Genomic DNA, 16,706 nt, shown 5'->3' on the forward strand with positions numbered 1-16,706 from the left:
GGTCGCGCTGCCTTACGCAACGTCACCCTTGTTATCGACCGGGCATGGGAGCAGTCTCCCTTGCAAGGTGGAGGAGAGAAACATGACCGGCAGAATGCGAAACCGTACTCTGGTGACCTTGGCACTGATCGCAGCGCCCCTGCATGGCGAGGCGCTGGCGCAGCCCAAACCTGCTTCTCCTGCCACGATCGAGGCGCAGCGCGTCGCCGCCTCGGCCCTGCCCGCCGATGGCGAGCGCGACGCGGCCTTCGCCACGCGCGGATTCCTCGCCACGCGCAGCGACCCGGTGATCAAGAACGCAAACGGTGAGCCAGTCTGGAACCTCGCCGCTTACGACTTCGTCGATGGCGAGGCGCCTGCAACCGTCCATCCGAGCCTGTGGCGGCACATGCGCTACCTCAAGCATCACGGGCTGTTCGAGGTGACAGACGGCGTGTGGCAGGTTCGAGGATTCGACCTGTCGAACATGACCGTCGTGCGCGGTGCCACCGGCTGGATCCTGATCGACCCACTGACCACGGCCGAGGTTGCGGCCGCGGCGCTGGAACTCGTCAATGAAACGCTCGGCGAGCGGCCGGTGACGGCGGTCGTCTACAGCCATAGCCACGCCGATCACTTCGGCGGCGTGCGCGGTGTAGTCGGCGAGGAGGAGGTCAAGGCAGGTCGGGTCGCGGTCATCGCACCCGAACACTTCATGGAGGAAGCCAGCTCGGAAAACGTGATGGCCGGCAGCGCCATGACGCGGCGCGCCGCCTATCAGTTCGGACGCGGGCTTCAGCCAGGGCCACAAGGCCAGATGGGCAGCGGAATCGGTACGGCGGTGTCCGGCGGGACTGTCACGCTGATCGCGCCCAATGACATCATCAAGCGCACCGGTGAGAAACGGGTGGTGGATGGCGTTTCGCTGGAATTCCAGATCGTTTCCGGGAGCGAGGCGCCCGCAGAGCTCAACGTCTATGTCGAACCGGCGCGGACGTTTCTAGCGGCGGAGATCGCGACCTGCACCATGCACAATATCCTGACTCCGCGCGGAGCCAAGGTGCGCGACACGCGCGCCTGGGCGCACTATCTTGACGAGGCGGCCACCGTTTATGCGCCCAAGAGCGATGTCGTGGTCTCGAGCCATTGCTGGCCGCAATTCGGGACCGAGGCCGGCACGGCCTGGCTTTCGGCCCAGCGCGACAACTATCGCTACCTCCACGACCAAACAGTGAGGCGAATGAACCGTGGATCGACCATGGCGGAAATCGCGGAGGACGTTCCCCTTCCCACGAACCTTGGCGAGGAGTGGTCCAACCACGGTTATTACGGCACCTACAGCCACAATTCGAAGGCCATCTACCAGTATTATCTAGGTTGGTACGATGCCGTTCCGGCGAACCTGCATGCGCATCCGCCAATCGAACGCGCCAGGCGCATGGTCGAGGCTCTCGGCGGTTCGGAACGCGTCATGGCGCTCGCCCGGACGGCAATGGCTTCAGGTGACTATCGCTGGGCGTCCGACCTCTTGCAGCAACTGGTTTTCACCGCACCTGCCGATGAGCAGGCGCGCGGTCTGCTTGCCGACAGCTATGAACAGCAGGGCTACCAGGCAGAGAGCGCAATCTGGCGCAACCAGTTCCTCGTTGCGGCGGATGAGCTACGGAAGGGCGCCCGCGAGGCGTTCCAGACCCAAAGCCCCGACGTCATCAGCGCCATCGAAACCGGCCTGCTGCTCGATTCCGCAGCGACGCGGTTCGATCCGACGAAGCTGGCAAGCGGGCCGGTGACGGTCCAGCTTCACCTGACCGATCGCGGAGAAACCGCGGTGATCGAGGCGAACGACCGGATCATGATCGGGCGATTGGGTCAGCAGGTCGAGGCTCCCGATGTCGTTCTGCGCGGGCCGCGGCAGATGATCCTGGGGATGCTTTTCCTGAAAATGCCGGTCGAGCAGATGGCGGCCGCCGGGCTTCAGGTCGAAGGAGATGCCACGGCGATGCAAGGCTTGATCGATGCGCTCGATCCTGTCGGGGCGGGCTTCAACATCGTCCTGCCCTAAGCCCAGGGCGGGCTGCAGCTACATCTCGCCGCGTTCGCGCCGCAGGCGATACCATTCGGCGACATTGGCATTGTGCTCGTCAAGCGTGTCGGCGAACTTGTGCCCACCGGTTCCGTCGGCGACCATGTAGAGCGCGTTGGTCGCTGCCGGATCGAGGACAGCGGCGATGCTCTCCCGCCCCGGGTTGGTGATCGGCCCCTTGGGCAGACCGACCATCGAATAGGTGTTGTAGTCGTTGACCGCGGCAATCTCGGACTGCCTGATCCGGCGACCGAGCGGCTTGCCCTTGGTGATCGGGTAGATAATCGTCGGATCGGCCTGCAGCATCATGCCCTGCTTGACCCGGTTGGAATACAGCCCTGCAACCATGCGGCGTTCGCGCGCGACGCCGGTTTCCTTCTCGACGATCGAGGCCAGGATCAGCGCATCGCGCATGGTGTCGACAGCAATGCCCGGCTTGCGCTTGGCCCAGGCCTCGGCGAGGTAGGTGTCCATCGCCGCCTGCATCCGTTCGACCACCACCTGGCGGCTCTCGCCGCGCTCAAAATCGTAGGTATCGGGCAGGATCGAGCCTTCGGGCGGAACGTCGATCTCTCCCGTCAACAGCTCTTCCGCCATCAGCTTCTCGAACACCATGATCGATGGCCAGCCTTCTGGGATCGTAACGAAGCGCCGGATGACGTCGCCGGACTGAAACGCCTCGAGCATGTCGCCCTGGCTCATGTCGGCAGTAAGCTCGAATTCGCCCGCCTGGATCGGATCACCGCCGCCGAGCAGTTTTGCCCGCAACAGGAAACCGTTTGCGGAGGATATCAGCCCCTCTTCTTCCAGCTTCTCCGCGACCGAGGTCAGCGACGATCCAGCCGGGATGACGAATGACGTGTCCTCTTCGACCGTAGCCGAACCGAACATTCCGCTGGCAAAGACACCGGCGGCGACTAACAGCAATGCGAGGATGGCTACGACGAGGCAGCCACGCTTCATCACGTTCAGTCGACCTTCTTCATGATGAGCGAGGCGTTGGTGCCGCCAAATCCGAAGCTGTTATTGAGCACGGCACGTACCTCGCGCTGCTTCGCCTCAAGCGGAACGAGGTCGACACCCTCGGTGCCCTCATCGGGATTGTGCAGATTGAGCGTGGGCGGAACCACCTGGTCGCGCATGGCGAGGATGCAAAATACCGCCTCGACCGCGCCCGCGCCGCCGAGAAGGTGGCCGATCGCCGATTTGGTGCTCGACATCGAGGCGCCCGAGAGGTCGTCGCCCAGCACGCGCTTGACCGCAGCGAGTTCGATCGTGTCGGCCATGGTCGATGTGCCGTGCGCGTTGACGTAATCGATATCGCCGGCGTCCATACCGGCCTTCCGCAGCGCCATGCGCATCGCGAGTTCGGCGCCCTTGCCTTCCGGGTGAGGTGCAGTGACGTGATAGGCGTCGCCTGACAGGCCGTAGCCGACCACCTCGGCGTAGATCTTCGCGCCACGCGCCTTGGCGTGTTCGTATTCTTCCAACACCACCACGCCTGCGCCCTCGCCCATGACGAAACCGTCGCGGTCCTTGTCGTAGGGGCGGCTGGCCTCGGTCGGGCGGTCGTTCATGCTCATGTTGAGCGCGCGCGCCTGGGCAAAGCCCGCAACCCCGAGCGGGTTGATCGTGCTTTCAGCTCCGCCGGCAAGCATGACATCGGCATCGCCGTCCTTGATCATGCGGGCGGCATCGCCAATCGAGTGCGCACCGGTCGAACAGGCGGTCACGACCGCGTGGTTGGGACCCATCAGGCCGTATTTGATCGAGACCTGGCCGCTGATCAGGTTGATCAGGCGTCCATGGACGAAGTGCGGGCTGACGCGACCGGGACCACGTTCGTGCAGCACGATCGATTCGCTCTCGATGCCAGGTAGCCCACCGATGCCCGAACCGATCGAACAGCCGGTGCGGGTCTTGAGGTCATCGTCCATCTCGGCAAGGCCTGCATCCTCCAGCGCCTGGCCGGCTGCATCGATACCGTAGACGATGAAGGGATCGACCTGACGCTGCACCTTGTGATCCACGCGCTTGTCCGGGTCGAAACCGTCTTCGTGGTCCTTGGGCTTCACCTCACAAGCGATCTGGCACTTCTGGTCTGATGCATCGAAACGGGTGATCGGACCTGCACCGCTCTTGCCTGCGATGAGGTTCCGCCAGCTGGTTTCCACGTCTCCACCCAAGGGAGTGACGAGGCCAAGACCGGTTACGACGACACGACGCATTCAGTAATCTCCGCAAAAATGCCACAGGCCCGGCCCGGTTACGGGTCGGGCCTGTCCAGTGCCACCACCGGGGCGGCAGCGAAAACGCTCAGGTGTGTTTAGCCCTTGTGTTCTTCGATGTATTTCGTGGCGTCACCGACCGTGGTGATCTTTTCGGCCGCATCGTCCGGGATTTCCACGCCGAATTCTTCTTCGAAGGCCATCACGAGTTCGACGATGTCGAGGCTGTCTGCGCCCAGATCATCGATGAAGCTGGCTTCTTGGGTGACCTTGTCGGCCTCGACGCCGAGATGCTCGACGACAATCTTCTGCACGCGGTCGGCAGTATCGCTCATATTATTCCCTCTGTTCCTGGGGGTTTCGAATATCGCTTTTCGCCCTAATGAACCGATCAACGGAGCGCAAGGGGCATGGCAAATTGCTGTTCGACGGCGTCGCTTCCTGTTTTCAACACGTACCTCGAACGTAGCAATGCATCGACGGAAATTTTCGTATAAACAGGATCGGCGGGATCGCACCAATGAGCAGTATCCGAAAATATCGGAGCTAGCTTTACATATTGTCGGACAAGGATTTTTTCATGCGTCAATTGGTTTTGGCCGCCCTTGCGGCTGTTTCGCTTTCCATTCCGTCCGCTGCCCTCGCACAGGACCGCTCCTCCGCGAAGAAGCAGCAGGACCGCGGCACCGCCGAGATTCCGCGTTGCAGCCACAATCTTGGAACTGTCGCTATCGTCGAGCCCGACAATCAGTGGTGGCGAGAGCTCAGCCTTGGCAGCCCCGAAGCCATCATGAAGATCTTCGTGCAGCAATCCGGCTGCTTCACGCTCGTCAATCGCGGCCGCTCGATGCAGAGCCGCGCGATGGAACGCGCCCTCGCCGACCAGGGCGAGCTGCAGGAAGGATCAAACCTCGGAAAGGGCCAGGTCAAGGCGGCAGACTATTTCCTCCAGCCCGATATCGTCACCACCAACAGCAATAGCGGCGGCGGCGGCCTCGGCGGCGCCATCGGCGGACTGCTCGGCAACCGGTTGCTGGGCGGACTCGCGGGCGGCATCAACGTGAAGAAGAAAGAGGCCAACGTTACCCTTTCGATCGTCAATGCTCGTACGACCGTCGAAGAGGCGCTGACCGAAGGCTACGCCCGCAAGAAGGATATCGGCTTCGGAGCCGGCGGCGGTGGCGGCTGGTGGGGCGGTTTCGCCGCGGCCGGCGGAACAGGCTATCAAAACACCGAGATCGGACAGGTCATCGTCCTCGCTTATCTCGATGCCTATACCAAACTCGTCGACCAGCTCGGCGGACTTCCTGACGATGCCGCTGCTGCCGCGCCGGAAGCCAAATAGGGGCAAATGACCACACTGGAGGTCGATCGAACCTCCTAGATACCATCCATCGCGTTATCCCGAGGGTGGACATGATCCACCCTCGGGCGCACCATCGCTACTCGTTCGATTGGAACAGGGGGTAGCTGGATGGAAGGGATCGGCCTGCTGGTCGTGCTGGCCGCGATCTTTACTTTCGCCATGTTCGGGCGGAGGCTCGAACGCACGATCATCACGGCGCCGATGGTCTTCCTGGCTGTGGGATATGCACTGTCCTCTACCGACTGGTTGCCCGAGGATGCGGCCCGCGAATCGCTCGAGATCCTCGCCGAGGTAACGCTCGTCATCCTGCTGTTCCTCGATGCTTCGCAAATCGACCTTGGCCATCTCAAGAAACAGCATGTCTGGCCGCAGCGAATGCTCATTCGCGGAATGCCGCTTGCTATAGTATTCGGCACACTTGCGGCATGGCTGTTCTTTCCTTCCTGGCCGCTGGTCGCGCTTGCCCTGGTCGCCGCGCTCCTGACACCGACCGACGCCGCGCTGGGCCAATCAATCCTGATGAACAAGCAGATCCCGGTTCGCGTACGGCGGAGCCTGACCGTCGAAAGCGGCCTCAACGACGGTCTCGCGCTCCCTGCTGTGCTGTTGTTCGCCAGCCTCACCGCGCAGGCAATGGATCTGGGCACGCGCGACTGGCTGCTGTTCGCCATCCTTCAGTTGACGCTCGGCCCGCTGGTGGGGGTGGTCATCGGCTACGCTGCAGGCAAGGCCCATCTGGCAGCCGATGAACGAATGCTATCCTCGCGCACCCTTGAAGGAATCGCCGCGCTCACGCTGGCCATGGCGACCTATCTGATCGCGGACCTCGTGGGCGGCAACGGGTTCATGGCCGCCTTTGTGGGCGGGCTCTGCTTCGGAAACATCGTGAAGGGCAAATGCGACTTCGTCTTCGAATTTAGCGAGGGCGAAGGCCAACTGCTGATGTGGGGTACGTTTCTCCTGGTCGGACTGACCTTGCTTCCAGATGCGCTGGCAATGCTCGATTGGCGGGTTGCCGGGCTGATCCTCGTCAGCCTGTTCATCGTGCGCCCGCTGGCAATCTGGTTGTCACTGGCCGGTAGCGATGCTTCCCCAACAACGCGGCTGTTCTTCGGCTGGTTCGGGCCGAGGGGGCTTGCGACCGCGATTTTCGCGCTGCTGATAATCGAAAAGCTGGACGGCTGGCTGGCCGCCCCGATCATGGCGGTCGCGATCAACGCGGTGTGGATCAGCGCATTGTTGCACGGCGTGACTGCCGCTCCGCTCGGCAATGCCTATGCCCGCAAAGCCGAGGCGACCGACGAATGTCCGGAGAAGATGGCGATCATCGAGCCGTTCGGGCGCGTCTAGCAAAGCGATCTCTCGCACAATATCCGAAACGCGCCTTCAATCCTCTGCAAAATTCGCAGGCCGGGCGCCCGTTGAACGGACCGGCGCGGCAAAAGGGCGGCCCACCTATATCTTTTCGGAAACGGGAACCCTTTAGCCCTTCCCATGCGTTGGTGATGTATCCAACCTTCTGAAAAGGGACGCAAAACACATGGCTAGTACCGTATTCAAATCGCTTACCGACACCACCTTCGATTCGGTCGAGGGCTATCGCAAGGCGGCCGAAAAGGCCGAGAGTCCGAGCCTCAAGCAGGCCCTTACACAACGTTGCCAGCAGCGTGAGCAGACCCTGCAGCAGATGAACGCCGAACTGCAGCGACAGGGTGACGAACTTGTCACCAAGGGCACCGTCAGCGGCGAACTGCATCAACTGTGGATGGGCATCACCGACATGTTCGAAAATGGCGACGAAGCCGCGACCGAGCGCGTCGAGGAAGGCGAAGACTACATCAAGGGCAAGTTCGAATCGGCGCTGAAGAGCGATGCGCTGGACGTCCAAGAACGTGCGATCGTCGAGCAGTGCTACAACGAGATCTGCGAAGGCGAACGCTTCGCCGATATGCTCGAACACCAGTACGACTGATCATTTGGTCGCCCGAACGATAAAGGGCGCGGTTTCGACACCGCGCCCTTTTTCATTTCGTCGAGTGATAGGCGATTATGCGCCCTCGCCCTCTTTCTTCGGCGGCTCGACCACCCGCAGGTGAAGTTCGCGCAACTGCTTGGGCTCCGGCTTGCTCGGCGCGCCCATCAGCAGGTCTTCCGCTTTCTGGTTCATCGGGAACAGCGTGATCTCGCGCAGGTTCTGCGCGCCGCAGAGCAGCATCACGATCCGATCGACGCCAGCGGCCATCCCGCCATGCGGTGGAGCGCCATACTGGAACGCGCGGTACATGCCGCCAAACTGTTCCTCGACGTCTGCCTTGCTCAGCCCGACAATTTCGAAGGCCTTCACCATGGTTTCTGGCTTGTGGTTACGGATCGATCCCGAGGCGATTTCGTAGCCGTTGCAGACGAGGTCGTACTGGTAGGCGTTGATCGTCAACGGATCCTTGGTTTCAAGCGCCTCCAGTTCGCCCTGCGGCATCGAGAACGGGTTGTGGCTGAAGTCGACTTTCTTCTCGTCCTCGTCATATTCGTAGAACGGGAAATCGATGATCCAGGCGAGTTCGAACCGGTCCTTGTCGATCAGTTCCAATTGCTCGCCGACGCGAATGCGCGCAGCGCCTGCCAGCTTGGCCGCGTCGCTTTCCTTGCCTGCGGCAAAGAAACAGCCGTCGTTCTCGCCCAGGCCCAGCTCGGCATAGAGCTTCTCCATGCCCTCCTGGCCGTGGTTCTTGGCGATCGGGCCGCCAAACTCGCCACCCTTGCGGGTAACATAGCCAAGCCCGGCGAAGCCTTCCTTGCGCGCCCAATCGTTCATGTCGTCGAAGAACTTGCGGCTCTTCTCATGCGTGCCCGGCGCCGGGATCACGCGCACAACACCGCCGGTTCCGACGATCTTCTCGAACAGACCAAAGCCAGACTTTGCGAAATGCGTCGTGACATCGGTGATGATCAGCGGATTGCGCAGGTCGGGCTTGTCGCTGCCGTATTTGAGCATCGCTTCGGCATATGGGATGCGCGGGAACTGGCCCGCGGGCGTCACATGCTTGCCATTGGCAAAGGCTTCGAAGGTACCGGCAATCACCGGCTCCATGGTGTCCCACACCTCTTCCTGGGTGACGAAGCTCATTTCGAGGTCGAGCTGGTAGAACTCGCCCGGCAGGCGGTCTGCCCGTGGGTCCTCGTCACGGAAGCAGGGCGCGATCTGGAAGTAGCGGTCGAACCCGGCGACCATCAGCAGCTGTTTGTACTGCTGCGGCGCCTGCGGCAGCGCGTAGAACTTGCCGGCATGAATGCGGCTCGGAACCAGGAAGTCTCGCGCGCCTTCGGGGCTCGACGCTGTCAGAATCGGGGTCGAGAATTCGTTGAAGCCCGCGCCCTTCATGCGCTCGCGCATGTCCGAAACGACGGCCACGCGGGTCATGATGTTCTTGTGCAGCGTTTCACGACGCAAGTCGAGGAAGCGGTACTTGAGCCGGATATCCTCGGGATATTCCTGCTCCCCGGCAACCGGCATCGGCAGTTCTTCCGCCGCACTCTGGACGGTGATTCCGCGAGCAAAGACCTCGATCTCGCCGGTGGGAAGATCCTTGTTCACTGTCTCGGGAGTGCGCGCCTTCACTTGGCCATCGACCGTTACAACCGATTCGGGACGGAGCCGCTCCAACACCGCCAAAGCCGGCGAATCCTCGTCGGCAACGATCTGGGTGATGCCGTAATGATCGCGCAAATCGACGAACAGCACGCCGCCATGGTCGCGCTTGCGATGAATCCAACCCGACAGGCGGACTGTTTCTCCGACATTTTCTGCCGAAAGCTGTGCGCAGTTGTGGGTACGATAGGCGTGCATCTAAAATCTTTCCATTTTCGGAGCTATGACGCTAAGGGCGCCCGCAAACAAAACAGGCGTGCGCCGCATGCGACTGTATCGCGCGCGCTAACAGGGGAAGAGGGTGGCTTTGTCAAGGCACCTGACCCTCCAATTGGGCTTTGGCCCGGGGGCGGCACTCCGCCCACAGAAACGAAATGACGAATGAAAATACATGATCTGATTACCACGACCGAGGCCCTCGAAGATCTCTGCGAGCGCCTGGCCAAGTCCGAATTCGTTGCCGTTGACACCGAATTCATGCGTGAAAACACCTATTGGCCCGAACTCTGCCTCGTGCAGATCGCCAATGAAGAAGAGGCCGCGGCAATCGACCCGCTCGCCGACGGGATCGACCTTTCTCCCCTGCTCGACCTGATGTGCGCGAATGAAGACGTGCTCAAGGTCTTCCATGCAGGCGGCCAGGATGTCGAGATAATCGTCAACCTGGCAGGCAAGACCCCGCATCCGATCTTCGACACGCAGATCGCGATGATGGCGATCAGCCAGTCCGAACAGATCGGCTACGCCAATCTGGTCGAAAGCTGGCTGGGAATCACGGTCGACAAGGGCGCGCGCTTCACCGACTGGAGTCGCCGCCCTCTCACCAGCCGACAGATCGAGTATGCGATTGGCGACGTCACGCATCTCTCGAAGATTTTCCCGAAAATCCTCAAGAAGCTGATCAAGACCGGGCGCGGAGCCTGGCTCGATGCCGAAATGGACAAGCTGGCCGACGTGTCGAACTACGTCGTCGATCCCGAGCAGGCGTGGCGCCGCATTCGCCAGCCGGGTCGCAACCCGCAGGTCCTGGGTCGGCTCAAGTCTCTTGCCGCGTGGCGCGAAGGCGAAGCGCAGCACAAGAACATCCCGCGTGGACGGATCATGCGCGACGAAACCCTCGCCGACATCGCCAGCCACCCGCCCAAGCAGCAGAACGATCTCGCCAAGGTGCGCGGGCTCTCGAGTGCCTGGCGCGACAACGATATCGGCAAGCGGCTGATGAAGGTGCTCGAGAAGGCCGAGCCGCTCGACAAGGACGAACTGCCCGAAAAGATGAAGCGCGGCGCACCGCTGGGCAAGGAAGGGGCGCTGGTAGCCGATCTGCTCAAGCTACTGCTCAAGATCCGCTCGCGCGAGATCGATGTGGCATCGCGGCTGTTGACCCGGGCCGAGGAAATGGAAGCGCTCGCCGCCGGCGTCCGCGACCTACCGGTGCTTGAGGGCTGGCGCTACGAAGTTTTTGGGCGCGACGCGCTCGAACTCGTCGAGGGCAAGCTCGCCTTCGCTGTTCGCAACGGCAAGCTCGCCATGACACATATCGATGATATGCAAGCGGTCATGGAAGAAGCGCTCGCCGCCGAATGAGCACCTACCTTCCGACCATCAAGCAATTGCAATATCTCGTTGCCTTGCACGAGCATGGCCATTTCGGCCGCGCGGCCGAGGCGAGCTTCGTGTCGCAATCGACCCTGTCCGCGGGGATCCGCGAGCTGGAATCGCTGCTTGGCGTGACGCTGGTTGAGCGCAGTCGCCGTGTTGTACGGTTCACATCGTTGGGCGAACAGGTGGTGGAGAAGGCGCACCGGCTGTTGCGCGAGGCAGAAGAGCTTTCCGACCTGGTTCAAGCGGCGGGGAAGCCCCTGTCGGGCACGCTTCGCATGAGCGTGATCCCAACTATCGCGCCTTTCATGCTCCCGCGGATCCTTCCGCGCCTCAAGAAGGAACGCCCGGAACTCAAGCTCTTCCTGCGCGAAGAGACCAGCCAGGATGCTGTCGAATCACTCCAGCATGGGCGGGTCGATTGCGTCTTGCTCGCCCTACCCTTCGCGACCGGCGAAGTCGAAAGCGCGCACATTGCCGACGACCGCCTGTTCGTGGCTTTCCCCAAGGACGACCCGCGCGATCCCCCGGACGCGGTGCCGCCCTCGATGATTGACGAGGGGCGCTTGCTGCTGCTGGAAGATGGGCACTGCCTGAAGGAGCACGCGCTCGCCGCTTGCAACCGGCCGGAGCTACGCGCTTCAGCGACCATGATCGGCACCTCGCTTCACACCCTGGTGCAAATGGTCGATAACGATCTCGGGCTGACGATGCTGCCCGAAATGGCACTTGAAGCGGGAATCCTGACCGGGACGGAGGTGGTCGCGCGACCCCTTAAGACCGTCAATGCCAAACGCGAAATCGCGCTGATCTGGCGCAAGAATTCACCCCGTGCCGAGGAATTCAAACTGCTGGCTGAAGAATTGAAGGCGGGTTAGCCGGCTTTCGCGGGTGCCGTCGCGAGTTTTTCCATCGCGAAGCGTTCGAGCCGTTTCGCTGCAACGATCGGCACGATGACCGACAGCGCAATCCCGGCCAGCGAACACATACCGAGCCAGATCGCCATCGCCGATCCACCCGACTGGTACATCGCATAGAGCACGGGAACGGCGAGCACCGCACCGCGCACTTCGTTGAAGATCAGGGCGTAGGCGCCGGCCTTGAAAAACAGGCCAATAAATGTCGTCAGCGAAAAACTCATGCCGCCGTCCTAGGGGCAAGAGGTTGACATTCGGTTGATAGGCGCGCGTTTCCCGCGCGCGCGCTGCAGAAGTGCATGACGAGCGCCCGATAATCGTGTTGTTGTCTATAACCCTATTAGCGCACAAACCGCGTTTTGGTTTCACCCGGAAATAAAGAAAATCGGGGATCGTAAGATCATTGGCGACACGAATACTTGCCGCGCCGAATCTTATCTCGTTAATCCATATGCTTAAGGCCGACGCGGAGATAGTCCCAGCCGGTCATCAATGTCAGGACGGCCGCAGCCCAAAGGGTGGTCAGACCGACCGTATGCGGCACATTCGCCTCGATCCCTGCCACAACCACGTTCCAGCCAGGCAGCCCTTTACCCAGAATAAGCGAGCCCAACGCGATCAGTTGGAAGGTCGTCTTCCATTTCGCGAGGCGCGTCACGGGTACCGAGACCTGCAATCCGCCGAGAAACTCACGCAGGCCTGAAACGGCAATCTCGCGCACAAGAATGATCAGCCCTGCGATGACGTGCATGTCGCCTACATAGGGTCCGCGCAATACGCCCTGGGCGGTCAGTACCAGGATGACCGCGGCGACCATGATCTTGTCGGCGATGGGATCGAGAAAGATACCGAGTTTCGACACGGCGCCACTCGACCGCGCGAGGTAGCCATCGAAATAGTCGGTGATCCCCATCAGGCTGTAGAGCCCGAAAGCCAACAGGTATCCCATCGCCCAGTCGGGCCACCACAGCAGAAAGGCAAGGAACGGCACCGCGAAGATGCGCGAGAGCGTCAGGATGTTCGGCAACGTCAGCATCCCGCATTCCCTAGCGGCAGTTAGCGCGGGGCAAAAGATGCGCGCATTACCTTGTTCACCGCTACGCATGGTCTAAGGACCGCAATTGGGTGAGGATACATCGGGAAGCCATATGACGACGTCCACGCATCTGCTGAGCCGCCGACGCTTCCTGCCCTTGTTCTGCACGCAGTTTCTGAACGCCTTCAACGACAATCTCTACAAGACCGCGATGGTGCTGTTCGTGGTCTACGCGGTGTATAATGACGAGAACGCCGAGGGGACTTTCAGTGCTGTCGCGTCGGGTCTGTTCATTTTTCCGTTCTTCATCCTGTCGGCGCTGGCCGGCCAACTCGCCGACATGCGCGACAAGGCCATGATCATCCGTCGGGTCAAGCTGTGCGAAATCGGCCTGATGCTGATCGGTGCCGCCGGGCTTTACCTGGCGTGGAAAGGCATCGCGGTTCACACCTTTGCCATTCCCCTCCTGCTGCTTGCGCTGTTCCTCACCGGAGTGCAGTCGACATTCCTCGGCCCGATCAAATATGCGATCCTCCCGCAGCACCTGAGGCGCGAGGAGGTGCTGGCCGGGACCGGGCTGATCGAGGCGGGAACCTATGTCGCGATCCTGATGGGAACGATCCTCGCGGGGTGGATCCCGGTCGAATGGGCTGCGGGTGGAATTATCGTCACTTCGGTGATCGGCTATCTGACCAGCCGCCAGGTCCCCAGCGCGCCGCCGGTCGCGAAGATCGAGAAGCTCGACTGGCACATCCTCCGCGCCTCGATCGAGCTGATCCGCAACACCATGCACGACAAGCAGATCTTTTACGCGATCCTGTCGATCAGCTTCTTCTGGACGATCGGTGCCGTCCTGTTCATCCAGTTCCCGCCCCTGGCCAAGAACACGCTGATGGCGAGCAAGGAAGTCGCAAGCCTGTTCCTGGTGATCTTCTCCATCGGCGTGGCGCTCGGTTCGATTTCGGTCAATGCACTGCTCAAGGGCAAGGTATCAGCCCGCTATGCGCCCTCCTCCGTAATCGTGATGGGCATGTTCGTGGTCGCCTTCTACACAGTCTGCCGGTTGTGGCAGGCCGACCAGCCGACCGAACTACTCAACGTGAGCGAGTTCATCGCCTGGCCACTCGCCGTTGCGATCATGCTCTGCCTCCTTGGAATCGCGGTTGCCGGGGGCATGTTCGTGGTTCCGCTCTATGCTTTCCTGACGACGCGCTGTTCGCCGGACCAGGCCAGCCGCACCATTGCCGCCAACAACATCGTCAATTCAGGCGCGATGGTGGTCGGATCGCTCGTGGCGATGGCGATGAACATGATCGGGGTCGCGGTGGCGGAGCAGCTGCTGCTCAGCGCGGCGATGTGTCTGTTTTCCGCGTGGCTCGGCAAGCGGCTGCATCGGGCAGAGATCGAGCACGCGCACTAGGCGCAACCCAGCTCAAATGATGAAAGCGAGAACTGCCGCGAAGGTCGCGATGTAGGTCGTCGCAAAGCCGCGAACATCGTCCTGCGTCAGCCGCCAGAGCGACTCGGCCGGATGCTCGTATTCGTTGCTGCGGACATGCGCGGGAAGAGAGGCACGGAAGGGGTGCCGGGCGACTTCGTCGGTAAGGACCAGGGCTCTACGCATGATGCAGGTGTTAACGCGATAATAACCATCGCGCTCCCCGGAAATCAGCGCTGTAGCAGCGCGGGACATTAAGCACGCATGTTCATGGTGAATATCCACCGCATTGCCTCACGCGCGCCCCGCAGCTAAGCGCCGCGCCATGACTCAAGCCAAGACCCCAGGCGCCGCTGCGCTGCTCGTCGACTGCCTGATCGAACAAGGCACAGACCGAATTTTCACCGTGCCCGGCGAAAGCTTCCTGCCGGTCCTCGATGCCCTGCATGATCGCCCGCAGATCGACGTCGTGACCTGCCGCCAGGAAGGGGGCGCCGCCTTCATGGCTTGTGCCGATGGGACGATGAAGGGACGCCCGGGGATATGCTTCGTCACGCGCGGCCCCGGTGCCACCAATGCCAGCATCGGTGTCCATGTCGCTCACCAGGATTCGCAGCCGATGATCCTCTTCGTCGGCGACGTTGCACGCGACGCCCGCGATCGAGAGGGCTTCCAGGAGGTCAATTTCGAGGCCTTTTTCGGACCGATCTGCAAATGGGCGGCGCGGATCGACGATCCTGCCCGCATTCCCGAATATGTCGCGCGCGCCTATTCCACCGCGATCTCGGGTCGACCGGGACCGGTCGTGATCGCGCTGCCTGAGGACATGTTGCACGAGGAAGTCATCGGTTCACCCCGACCGATGGTTGCGCGACCAGCGCAGGCCCCTTGCCCCGACGCGATGCAGACCATGATGGCGATGATTGGCGATGCCGCCAGCCCGATCGCGATTATCGGCGGCGCGGGTTGGAACGCCAAGGCGCGCGAGCATTTCCAGCTTTTCGCTGAACGGATCGGCCTGCCGGTCGCGACCGCTTTTCGGCGCCAGGACGCGATCTCGCCTTCCTCGCCGGTCTATGCCGGCAACCTTGGCTACGGTCCCAACCCCGGCCTGGTCGAGCGCGTCAAAAAAGCCGATCTGATTCTCGCGATTGGCGCGCGATTGGGCGAGGCCACTACCGATGGCTATAGATTCCCGACGCTCGACCACCCCGATCAGCTGTTGATCCACGTCCATCCCGATCCAGAGGAATTGGGCCGGGTCTATCGCGCTGACCTGTCGCTCTGCTGCGCCATGGACGATTTCGCCGAAAGCGCAGCGCTGTGGGAGGACGAGAGCATCCTTTCCTTCGACGCCGGCGCAGAAGCCCATGCGCAATGGGACGCGTGGGCGACGGCCAAGCCAAATGGTTTCGATCTCGACATGGGCCAAGCCGTTACCTTCATGCGCGATACTTTTCCCGCCGATACGATCATCTGCAACGGGGCGGGTAATTTTTCTGGCTGGTGGCACCGCTATTGGCGCTACGAGGGTTTCCCGACCCAGCTCGCACCGACCGCCGGTGCGATGGGATATGGCGTTCCCGCCGCGGTCGCTGCGGCGCGCCGTTTTCCGGAGCGTATGGTAGTGGCGGTCGCCGGTGACGGCGACTTCCTGATGAACGGGCAAGAGCTAGCGACTGCCGCACAGCACGATTGCAACATGCTGGTGATCGTGGTCGACAACTCGACCTACGGTACGATCCGTATGCACCAGGAGCGGGAGTTCCCTGCTCGCCTTTCCGCAACCCACCTCGACAATCCGGATTTTGCCGCGTTCGGGGCAGCTTTCGGCGCATGGACGCAGGCGGTCGATACCACTGAGGGGTTCAAGAATGCCTTGGCCGAAGCACGCGGCCGAACCGGCCTGCGGCTGATCCATGCCAAGATCGATATCGAGCAATTGGCAGCGAGCGGTGCGACGGTGAGCGGGCTGCGCGCCCGCTGAGACCTGCTATTCCCCTGCCAGTTCGAGGATGACCTTCCATTCCTCGGGCGTGATCTCCGCGACCGACAGTCGACCGAGCCGGATCAACTCGCATTCGGCCAGGCGGGGCTCGGCCTTGATCTGCTTCAGCGATACCGGGCTCTTGAGCTTGCGCTTGGGCTTGATCTTCACGGCTGCCCATTTGCCTTCGGGATCGGTCGGATCGGTGATGCCCTCGACGCTGATGGTGACGATCCCGACGATCTCCAGCCCTTCGCGCGAATGGTAGAAGAAGGCTTCCTCGCCAACCGTCATTGCCGCCAGGTTGTTCTTAGCACGGTGATTGCGGACGCCGTCCCACGTGCCTTCTTTTTCGGCGACGAGATCGTCCCAACTGTATTTGAACGGTTCGGACTTCATCAGCCAATAGCGCGACAAGCTACATTCT

16 protein-coding genes are annotated in these 16,706 nt (G+C 61.7%); 8 read left to right on the top strand and 8 right to left on the bottom strand.

Annotated features, from left to right (window positions below):
• Positions 1 to 82: 82 nt before the first annotated feature.
• Positions 83 to 2,041, top strand: a complete 1,959-nt coding sequence (locus P7228_RS15825; protein ID WP_278016130.1) for an alkyl/aryl-sulfatase — start codon at positions 83 to 85, stop codon at positions 2,039 to 2,041.
• An 18-nt stretch (positions 2,042 to 2,059) separates the two neighbouring features.
• Here P7228_RS15825 and mltG read toward each other — a convergent pair whose 3' ends face one another.
• The 3 genes from mltG to P7228_RS15840 form a co-directional block, all read right to left on the bottom strand.
• On the bottom strand, positions 2,060 to 3,025 hold the full coding sequence (mltG, locus tag P7228_RS15830; RefSeq protein ID WP_278016131.1) for an endolytic transglycosylase MltG: 966 nt from the start codon (positions 3,023 to 3,025) through the stop codon (positions 2,060 to 2,062).
• 5 nt (positions 3,026 to 3,030) lie between these two features.
• Positions 3,031 to 4,290 (bottom strand): beta-ketoacyl-ACP synthase II, encoded by a 1,260-nt coding sequence (fabF, locus tag P7228_RS15835; RefSeq protein ID WP_278016132.1) that lies wholly within the window; start codon positions 4,288 to 4,290, stop codon positions 3,031 to 3,033.
• A 98-nt stretch (positions 4,291 to 4,388) separates the two neighbouring features.
• Positions 4,389 to 4,625 carry an acyl carrier protein gene (locus P7228_RS15840; protein ID WP_006834437.1) on the bottom strand — a complete coding sequence of 79 codons (237 nt, stop codon included), beginning with the start codon at positions 4,623 to 4,625 and terminating at the stop codon, positions 4,389 to 4,391.
• A 245-nt stretch (positions 4,626 to 4,870) separates the two neighbouring features.
• On the opposite strand from P7228_RS15840, the gene P7228_RS15845 reads away from it, so the two are divergent.
• The 3 genes from P7228_RS15845 (at position 4,871) to P7228_RS15855 (ending at position 7,628) form a co-directional block, all read left to right on the top strand.
• Positions 4,871 to 5,635, top strand: coding sequence for a CsgG/HfaB family protein (locus tag P7228_RS15845; RefSeq protein ID WP_278016133.1), 765 nt, complete (start codon positions 4,871 to 4,873; stop codon positions 5,633 to 5,635).
• Between the two features lie 129 nt (positions 5,636 to 5,764).
• Positions 5,765 to 7,006, top strand: a complete 1,242-nt coding sequence (locus P7228_RS15850) for a cation:proton antiporter (RefSeq protein ID WP_278016134.1) — start codon at positions 5,765 to 5,767, stop codon at positions 7,004 to 7,006.
• A 190-nt stretch (positions 7,007 to 7,196) separates the two neighbouring features.
• Positions 7,197 to 7,628: a ferritin-like domain-containing protein gene (locus P7228_RS15855; RefSeq protein WP_278016135.1), complete on the top strand. Its 432-nt coding sequence runs from the start codon at positions 7,197 to 7,199 to the stop codon at positions 7,626 to 7,628.
• A 75-nt stretch (positions 7,629 to 7,703) separates the two neighbouring features.
• On the opposite strand, the gene aspS is transcribed toward P7228_RS15855, so the two are convergent.
• Positions 7,704 to 9,500 carry an aspartate--tRNA ligase gene (gene aspS / locus P7228_RS15860; protein WP_278016136.1) on the bottom strand — a complete coding sequence of 599 codons (1,797 nt, stop codon included), beginning with the start codon at positions 9,498 to 9,500 and terminating at the stop codon, positions 7,704 to 7,706.
• Positions 9,501 to 9,683: 183 nt separating this feature from the next.
• Here aspS and rnd point away from each other — a divergent pair, with 183 nt between their 5' ends.
• Together rnd and P7228_RS15870 are read left to right on the top strand one after the other, a co-directional pair.
• Entirely contained in the window at positions 9,684 to 10,886 is a 1,203-nt protein-coding gene (gene rnd, locus P7228_RS15865) for a ribonuclease D (protein WP_278016137.1), read from the top strand.
• Positions 10,883 to 11,779 carry a hydrogen peroxide-inducible genes activator gene (locus P7228_RS15870; protein WP_278016138.1) on the top strand — a complete coding sequence of 299 codons (897 nt, stop codon included), beginning with the start codon at positions 10,883 to 10,885 and terminating at the stop codon, positions 11,777 to 11,779. The genes rnd and P7228_RS15870 overlap by 4 nt, the downstream gene beginning before the upstream one ends.
• Here the strand turns inward: P7228_RS15870 and P7228_RS15875 are convergent.
• On the bottom strand, positions 11,776 to 12,042 hold the full coding sequence (locus P7228_RS15875; protein WP_278016139.1) for a hypothetical protein: 267 nt from the start codon (positions 12,040 to 12,042) through the stop codon (positions 11,776 to 11,778). The two genes, P7228_RS15870 and P7228_RS15875, sit on opposite strands and share 4 nt — an antisense overlap.
• 218 nt (positions 12,043 to 12,260) lie before the next feature.
• Entirely contained in the window at positions 12,261 to 12,854 is a 594-nt protein-coding gene (pgsA, locus tag P7228_RS15880) for a CDP-diacylglycerol--glycerol-3-phosphate 3-phosphatidyltransferase (RefSeq protein WP_278016140.1), read from the bottom strand.
• 112 nt (positions 12,855 to 12,966) lie between these two features.
• Between pgsA and P7228_RS15885 the strand changes: the two genes are divergently transcribed.
• Positions 12,967 to 14,274, top strand: coding sequence for an MFS transporter (locus P7228_RS15885; RefSeq protein ID WP_278016141.1), 1,308 nt, complete (start codon positions 12,967 to 12,969; stop codon positions 14,272 to 14,274).
• Between the two features lie 12 nt (positions 14,275 to 14,286).
• On the opposite strand, the gene P7228_RS15890 is transcribed toward P7228_RS15885, so the two are convergent.
• Complete coding sequence (locus tag P7228_RS15890) at positions 14,287 to 14,478, bottom strand: hypothetical protein (protein ID WP_278016142.1); 192 nt, start codon at positions 14,476 to 14,478, stop codon at positions 14,287 to 14,289.
• A 139-nt stretch (positions 14,479 to 14,617) separates the two neighbouring features.
• On the opposite strand from P7228_RS15890, the gene P7228_RS15895 reads away from it, so the two are divergent.
• A complete protein-coding gene (locus tag P7228_RS15895) occupies positions 14,618 to 16,279 on the top strand; it encodes a thiamine pyrophosphate-dependent enzyme (protein WP_278016143.1) in 1,662 nt (553 codons plus the stop codon).
• A 6-nt stretch (positions 16,280 to 16,285) separates the two neighbouring features.
• Here the strand turns inward: P7228_RS15895 and P7228_RS15900 are convergent, their stop codons facing one another.
• Complete coding sequence (locus tag P7228_RS15900; RefSeq protein WP_278016144.1) at positions 16,286 to 16,696, bottom strand: EVE domain-containing protein; 411 nt, start codon at positions 16,694 to 16,696, stop codon at positions 16,286 to 16,288.
• Positions 16,697 to 16,706: the final 10 nt, after the last annotated feature.

The organism is Altererythrobacter sp. CAU 1644, assembly GCF_029623755.1.
Lineage (GTDB): Bacteria > Pseudomonadota > Alphaproteobacteria > Sphingomonadales > Sphingomonadaceae > Erythrobacter > Erythrobacter arenosus.

What these genes read in the sequence shown, in the direction of transcription:
- P7228_RS15825 (WP_278016130.1), top strand. Translation starts at nt 83, where the DNA reads ATGACCGGCAGAATGCGAAACCGTACTCTGGTGACCTTGGCACTGATC.
- mltG (WP_278016131.1), bottom strand. Translation starts at nt 3,025, where the DNA reads ATGAAGCGTGGCTGCCTCGTCGTAGCCATCCTCGCATTGCTGTTAGTC.
- fabF (WP_278016132.1), bottom strand. Translation starts at nt 4,290, where the DNA reads ATGCGTCGTGTCGTCGTAACCGGTCTTGGCCTCGTCACTCCCTTGGGT.
- P7228_RS15840 (WP_006834437.1), bottom strand. Translation starts at nt 4,625, where the DNA reads ATGAGCGATACTGCCGACCGCGTGCAGAAGATTGTCGTCGAGCATCTC.
- P7228_RS15845 (WP_278016133.1), top strand. Translation starts at nt 4,871, where the DNA reads ATGCGTCAATTGGTTTTGGCCGCCCTTGCGGCTGTTTCGCTTTCCATT.
- P7228_RS15850 (WP_278016134.1), top strand. Translation starts at nt 5,765, where the DNA reads ATGGAAGGGATCGGCCTGCTGGTCGTGCTGGCCGCGATCTTTACTTTC.
- P7228_RS15855 (WP_278016135.1), top strand. Translation starts at nt 7,197, where the DNA reads ATGGCTAGTACCGTATTCAAATCGCTTACCGACACCACCTTCGATTCG.
- aspS (WP_278016136.1), bottom strand. Translation starts at nt 9,500, where the DNA reads ATGCACGCCTATCGTACCCACAACTGCGCACAGCTTTCGGCAGAAAAT.
- rnd (WP_278016137.1), top strand. Translation starts at nt 9,684, where the DNA reads ATGAAAATACATGATCTGATTACCACGACCGAGGCCCTCGAAGATCTC.
- P7228_RS15870 (WP_278016138.1), top strand. Translation starts at nt 10,883, where the DNA reads ATGAGCACCTACCTTCCGACCATCAAGCAATTGCAATATCTCGTTGCC.
- P7228_RS15875 (WP_278016139.1), bottom strand. Translation starts at nt 12,042, where the DNA reads ATGAGTTTTTCGCTGACGACATTTATTGGCCTGTTTTTCAAGGCCGGC.
- pgsA (WP_278016140.1), bottom strand. Translation starts at nt 12,854, where the DNA reads ATGCTGACGTTGCCGAACATCCTGACGCTCTCGCGCATCTTCGCGGTG.
- P7228_RS15885 (WP_278016141.1), top strand. Translation starts at nt 12,967, where the DNA reads ATGACGACGTCCACGCATCTGCTGAGCCGCCGACGCTTCCTGCCCTTG.
- P7228_RS15890 (WP_278016142.1), bottom strand. Translation starts at nt 14,478, where the DNA reads ATGCGTAGAGCCCTGGTCCTTACCGACGAAGTCGCCCGGCACCCCTTC.
- P7228_RS15895 (WP_278016143.1), top strand. Translation starts at nt 14,618, where the DNA reads ATGACTCAAGCCAAGACCCCAGGCGCCGCTGCGCTGCTCGTCGACTGC.